Origin of the sequence: Psychrobacter sp. LFX-11D, from assembly GCF_904846475.1 — a bacterium.
Lineage (GTDB): Bacteria > Pseudomonadota > Gammaproteobacteria > Pseudomonadales > Moraxellaceae > Psychrobacter > Psychrobacter cryohalolentis.
Genome location: NZ_CAJHAV010000031.1, coordinates 1 through 5,320, shown reverse-complemented (window position 1 = coordinate 5,320; position 5,320 = coordinate 1). Strand labels below are relative to the sequence as shown.

2 tRNA genes and 3 rRNA genes are annotated in these 5,320 nt (G+C 49.4%); all 5 read left to right on the top strand.

Features of this window, described 5'->3' with window-relative positions:
• Positions 1-15: 15 nt before the first annotated feature.
• The 5 genes from JMX75_RS12775 to rrf all read left to right on the top strand — a co-directional run bounded on the left by JMX75_RS12775 (position 16) and on the right by rrf (position 5,304).
• Positions 16-1,554: ribosomal RNA gene (locus tag JMX75_RS12775) — 16S ribosomal RNA — on the top strand.
• A gap of 85 nt (positions 1,555-1,639) precedes the next feature.
• A tRNA-Ile gene (locus JMX75_RS12770) sits at positions 1,640-1,716 on the top strand.
• Positions 1,717-1,722: 6 nt separating this feature from the next.
• Positions 1,723-1,798 (top strand) — tRNA-Ala (locus JMX75_RS12765).
• 349 nt (positions 1,799-2,147) lie between these two features.
• Positions 2,148-5,009 (top strand): 23S ribosomal RNA (locus JMX75_RS12760).
• 181 nt (positions 5,010-5,190) lie between these two features.
• Positions 5,191-5,304: ribosomal RNA gene (gene rrf, locus JMX75_RS12755) — 5S ribosomal RNA — on the top strand.
• Together the 16S, 23S and 5S rRNA genes with 2 tRNA genes alongside form the textbook arrangement of a ribosomal RNA operon.
• Positions 5,305-5,320 lie beyond the last annotated feature (16 nt).

Sequence of the window (5,320 nt, the reverse complement as noted above, 5' to 3'; positions counted from 1 at the left end):
CTTCATAGCAAGATTAAACTGAAGAGTTTGATCATGGCTCAGATTGAACGCTGGCGGCAGGCTTAACACATGCAAGTCGAGCGGAAACGATGATAGCTTGCTATCAGGCGTCGAGCGGCGGACGGGTGAGTAATACTTAGGAATCTACCTAGTAGTGGGGGATAGCACGGGGAAACTCGTATTAATACCGCATACGACCTACGGGAGAAAGGGGGCAGTTTACTGCTCTCGCTATTAGATGAGCCTAAGTCGGATTAGCTAGATGGTGGGGTAAAGGCCTACCATGGCGACGATCTGTAGCTGGTCTGAGAGGATGATCAGCCACACCGGGACTGAGACACGGCCCGGACTCCTACGGGAGGCAGCAGTGGGGAATATTGGACAATGGGGGAAACCCTGATCCAGCCATGCCGCGTGTGTGAAGAAGGCCTTTTGGTTGTAAAGCACTTTAAGCAGTGAAGAAGACTCTTCGGTTAATACCCGGAGACGATGACATTAGCTGCAGAATAAGCACCGGCTAACTCTGTGCCAGCAGCCGCGGTAATACAGAGGGTGCAAGCGTTAATCGGAATTACTGGGCGTAAAGGGAGCGTAGGTGGCTCGATAAGTCAGATGTGAAATCCCCGGGCTCAACCTGGGAACTGCATCTGATACTGTTGAGCTAGAGTATGTGAGAGGAAGGTAGAATTCCAGGTGTAGCGGTGAAATGCGTAGAGATCTGGAGGAATACCGATGGCGAAGGCAGCCTTCTGGCATAATACTGACACTGAGGCTCGAAAGCGTGGGTAGCAAACAGGATTAGATACCCTGGTAGTCCACGCCGTAAACGATGTCTACTAGTCGTTGGGTCCCTTGAGGACTTAGTGACGCAGCTAACGCAATAAGTAGACCGCCTGGGGAGTACGGCCGCAAGGTTAAAACTCAAATGAATTGACGGGGGCCCGCACAAGCGGTGGAGCATGTGGTTTAATTCGATGCAACGCGAAGAACCTTACCTGGTCTTGACATATCTAGAATCCTGCAGAGATGCGGGAGTGCCTTCGGGAATTAGAATACAGGTGCTGCATGGCTGTCGTCAGCTCGTGTCGTGAGATGTTGGGTTAAGTCCCGCAACGAGCGCAACCCTTGTCCTTAGTTACCAGCGGGTTAAGCCGGGAACTCTAAGGATACTGCCAGTGACAAACTGGAGGAAGGCGGGGACGACGTCAAGTCATCATGGCCCTTACGACCAGGGCTACACACGTGCTACAATGGTAGGTACAGAGGGCAGCTACACAGCGATGTGATGCGAATCTCAAAAAGCCTATCGTAGTCCAGATTGGAGTCTGCAACTCGACTCCATGAAGTAGGAATCGCTAGTAATCGCGGATCAGAATGCCGCGGTGAATACGTTCCCGGGCCTTGTACACACCGCCCGTCACACCATGGGAGTTGATTGCACCAGAAGTGGATAGCTTAACCTTCGGGGGAGCGTTCACCACGGTGTGGTTGATGACTGGGGTGAAGTCGTAACAAGGTAGCCGTAGGGGAACCTGCGGCTGGATCACCTCCTTATAGATGGCATTCGGTCAGCAAGAATTCACAACAAGTTGTTCTTTAGTTTAAGCTAGTTTATTAGCTAGAGGTATATGCCTCGTACAGGCCTGTAGCTCAGCTGGTTAGAGCACCGTGTTGATAACGCGGGGGTCGGCAGTTCAAGTCTGCCCAGGCCTACCATTATTAGGGGCCATAGCTCAGTTGGTAGAGCGCCTGCCTTGCACGCAGGAGGTCAACGGTTCGACTCCGTTTGGCTCCACCACATAATAAACGAATCTTTAGATGCTAATAAATAAATAGGTATCAAATAGAAACAAGTGATTCGTCTTAGTAAAGACAAGATTACTTCTTTCTGTTTTATACAGAATCTGTGACTCGACGAGAGCACAGAGACTATTTAAAAACATAGATATGAGTCTGGGTTAGGAACACGTGTTCACGCGTTGTTTCTAACCTTAATAACTCACTACTTAACGACATCAGTTGTTATCCCAGTGGTGAGTTATTAAAAAAGTAAAGAGAACTGAATCAAGCGTATAAAATTAGGTGATATCGTTATCATAATTAGGCTTTACAACACTTAGCGGTCGAGAGACTACTTGGGGTTGTATGGTCAAGTAATGAAGCGCACATGGTGGATGCCTTGGCAGTCAGAGGCGATGAAAGACGTGACAGCCTGCGATAAGCTTCGGGGAGGCGGCAATATCCTGTGATCCGGAGATTTCTGAATGGGGAAACCCACCTACCATAAGGTAGGTATCTTGTACTTGTACAAGAGGCAAACGAGGGGAAGTGAAACATCTCAGTACCCTTAGGAAAAGACATCAAATGAGATTCCCCAAGTAGCGGCGAGCGAACGGGGAGAAGCCGATTAATGCTAATGTAGAAGAACAGCGTGGGAAAGCTGACCGTAGTAGGTGATAGTCCTGTATTCGAAACATTAGCGTTAACATATTAAGTAGGGCGGGACACGAGAAATCCTGTTTGAAGATGGGGGGACCATCCTCCAAGGCTAAATACTCCTGACTGACCGATAGTGAACCAGTACCGTGAGGGAAAGGCGAAAAGAACCCCTGTGAGGGGAGTGAAATAGAACCTGAAACCGTGTGCGTACAAGCAGTGGGAGCCTTAATTTATTAGGGTGACCGCGTACCTTTTGTATAATGGGTCAGCGACTTATGTTCTGTAGCAAGGTTAACCGTTTAGGGGAGCCGTAGGGAAACCGAGTCTTAATAGGGCGTTTAGTTGCAGGGCATAGACCCGAAACCGAGTGATCTATCCATGAGCAGGTTGAAAGTGCCGTAACAGGCACCGGAGGACCGAACCCACTATCGTTGAAAAGCTAGGGGATGACTTGTGGATAGGGGTGAAAGGCTAATCAAACTCGGTGATAGCTGGTTCTCCCCGAAAGCTATTTAGGTAGCGCCTCGGACGAACACCATTGGGGGTAGAGCACTGTTTCGGCTAGGGGGTCATACCGACTTACCAAACCGATGCAAACTCCGAATACCGATGAGTGATATCCGGGAGACACACAGTGGGTGCTAACGTCCATTGTGGAGAGGGAAACAACCCAGACCGCCAGCTAAGGCCCCAAATTCCTAGTTAAGTGGGAAACGAGGTGGGAAGGCATAGACAGCTAGGAGGTTGGCTTAGAAGCAGCCATCCTTTAAAGAAAGCGTAATAGCTCACTAGTCGAGTCGGCCCGCGCGGAAGATGTAACGGGGCTCAAACTAGGAGCCGAAGCTGCGGATTTGAATTTGTTTTCAAGTGGTAGGGGAGCGTTGTGTAAGCCTGTGAAGGTGTGTCGTAAGGCATGCTGGAGGTATCACAAGAGCGAATGCTGACGTGAGTAACGATAATGCGAGTGAAAAGCTCGCACGCCGGAAGATCAAGGGTTCCAGTCCAACGTTAATCGGGGCTGGGTGAGTCGACCCCTAAGGCGAGGCCGAAAGGCGTAGTCGATGGGAAATCGGTTAATATTCCGATACTTGTTTATAATGCGATGGAGGGACGGAGTAGGTTATGTCAGCCTGGCGTTGGTTGTCCAGGTGAAAGGATGTAGGCAGACAGTTTAGGCAAATCCGGACTGTCATTATGCTGAGATCTGATAGCAAGCTGTACTTGTACAGCGAAGTGGCAAATACCATGCTTCCAGGAAAAGCTTCTAAGCAATAGTTATAAACGAATCGTACCCTAAACCGACACAGGTGATCAGGTAGAGAATACCAAGGCGCTTGAGAGAACTCTGCTGAAGGAACTAGGCAAAATGGTACCGTAACTTCGGGAGAAGGTACGCTGCCGATGGTGATAGGACTTGCTCCTTGAGCTGTTGGCAGTCGCAGATACCAGGCTGCTGCAACTGTTTATTAAAAACACAGCACTCTGCAAACACGAAAGTGGACGTATAGGGTGTGATGTCTGCCCGGTGCTGGAAGGTTAATTGATGGGGTTAGCGTAAGCGAAGCTCTTGATCGAAGCCCCAGTAAACGGCGGCCGTAACTATAACGGTCCTAAGGTAGCGAAATTCCTTGTCGGGTAAGTTCCGACCTGCACGAATGACATAATGATGGCAGCGCTGTCTCCAGCAGAGACTCAGTGAAATCGAAATCGCAGTGAAGATGCTGTGTACCCGCGGCTAGACGGAAAGACCCCGTGAACCTTTACTACAGCTTTACATTGAACTTTGACCTGACTTGTGCAGGATAGGTGGGAGGCTTTGAAGCAGACACGCTAGTGTTTGTGGAGCCAATCTTGAAATACCACCCTGGTCATGTTGGGGTTCTAACTCAGGTATAACAATACCGAGGACAATGTATGGTGGGTAGTTTGACTGGGGCGGTCTCCTCCTAAAGAGTAACGGAGGAGTACGAAGGTGCGCTCAGACCGGTCGGAAATCGGTCGTAGAGTATAAAGGCAAAAGCGCGCTTAACTGCGAGACCCACAAGTCGAGCAGGTACGAAAGTAGGTCTTAGTGATCCGGTGGTTCTGTATGGAAGGGCCATCGCTCAACGGATAAAAGGTACTCTGGGGATAACAGGCTGATACCGCCCAAGAGTTCATATCGACGGCGGTGTTTGGCACCTCGATGTCGGCTCATCTCATCCTAGGGCTGAAGCAGGTCCTAAGGGTATGGCTGTTCGCCATTTAAAGAGGTACGCGAGCTGGGTTTAGAACGTCGTGAGACAGTTCGGTCCCTATCTACCGTGGGCGTTGGAAATTTGAGAGGATCTGCTCCTAGTACGAGAGGACCAGAGTGGACGAACCTCTGGTGTTCGGGTTGTCACGCCAGTGGCATTGCCCGGTAGCTACGTTCGGATGGGATAATCGCTGAAAGCATCTAAGCGAGAAGCCCACCTCAAGATTAGATTTCCCTAAAGAGCCGTTGAAGACTACGACGTTGATAGGCAGGGTGTGGAAGCACAGCGATGTGTGTAGCTAACCTGTACTAATTGCTCGTTTGGCTTGACCATACAACACCCAAGTGGTTTGTATGAAAGCTCTAATTAATCTATCTTGTATAGCCTAGGCTATAGAATATATATAATTTCGATATCACCTTTAACCTTGATTCAGTTAGGTTACAAGTTGGTCGACAACAAGCTAAACCTTGACGTCAAAACAATAATAACAGACTCATATCTAACCCCCTTTGCTGACGACAATAGCACGATGGAACCACCTGATCCCTTCCCGAACTCAGAAGTGAAACATCGTCGCGCCAATGGTAGTGTGGTTCGCCCATGTGAGAGTAGGTCATCGTCAGCTCTCTATTCCTAGATAA